The organism is Tritonibacter scottomollicae, assembly GCF_003003215.1.
In the GTDB taxonomy this organism is placed as follows: Bacteria; Pseudomonadota; Alphaproteobacteria; order Rhodobacterales; family Rhodobacteraceae; genus Epibacterium; species Epibacterium scottomollicae.
In genome coordinates this window covers 1-1,024 of record NZ_PVUF01000071.1, presented here as the reverse complement: position 1 = coordinate 1,024, position 1,024 = coordinate 1, and the positions used below count along the sequence as shown (strand labels likewise).

Below are 1,024 nucleotides of genomic sequence, written 5' to 3'. Positions count from 1 at the left end.
GTGCCGTGGGCGCGAAGACCGCATTCATTGCCCCGGGATCACCTTGGGAGAACGGCTACTGCGAGAGCTTCAACGCCCGCTTCCGGGATGAGTTACTAAACGGCGAGGTCTTCACCACGCTGCGTGAAGCACAGATCCTCATCGAACGCTGGCGTCGCCACTACAACACGGTTAGGCCCCACAGCGCCTTAGGATACCGGCCCCCAGCGCCCAAAAGCATCGTCCTGATAGACCAAAGACCGACGATGCATTAACATTCAAATTGGACCACTCGATGGGGGCACAGCACTAAATGACGGGATAAATGGCTGAAACACACCGATAGTTAATAACTTTCGTGGAGAAATATCTCAGAGTGTGTTGCTGTAGATTTGCGCTGGTATGGTAGATCTACCTTGATGATGACCATCGGAGCTTGGTTGTATTCCAAGCAGCAGGTAAATCTTCAGATTGAGTCTCGTTTTGAGGCCTCAAAAAACCGCACAATAGATCTCATTGTAGACCGAATGTCGCGGTACGAGGACGCTCTCTGGTCGGGGGTTGCCCACGTCGATACGTTAGGCGCGGATGTCACCGCAGCAAGCTGGAAGCACTTCGCGTCCTCTCTCAACATTGAGGAAAAATATCCTGGTGTGAATGGCATCGGCCTTATCCAGTTCGTGGATAGACAGAACCTCCAAGCCTATATGACTGCGCGGGAAAGCGAGGAGAGAGACTTCTCAATTTTCCCTGAACATGACCTCGATTTCTTGCTGCCGATCACCTTTATCGAGCCCGAAAACATCAATGCCGCTGCAGTCGGGCTGGACGTTGCCCATGAAACCAACAGACGAACCGGTCTCCTGGCAAGCAGAGACTCTGGTGGAGCACAGATTACTGGTCCGATTTTCCTCGTGCAGGATAGCGGTCATACACCTGGCTTTCTCTTTTACACGCCGTTCTACTCAGGCGCAGCACCAACATCTTTGAGCGAGCGTAGAGACCGTTTTGCAGGCGTGGTCTATGCGCCCTTTGTGGTGCGCAA

At 52.9% G+C, this 1,024-nt stretch carries 2 protein-coding genes; both read left to right on the top strand.

Translation table 11 applies throughout. The annotated features are described in order from the left end of the window. Positions 1–254: integrase core domain-containing protein (locus tag CLV89_RS22315; protein WP_133166708.1), on the top strand; the 254-nt coding region annotated here is incomplete at its 5' end. A 144-nt stretch (positions 255–398) separates the two neighbouring features. Next, positions 399–1,024: CHASE domain-containing protein (locus tag CLV89_RS22310; protein ID WP_207796996.1), on the top strand; the 626-nt coding region annotated here is incomplete at its 3' end.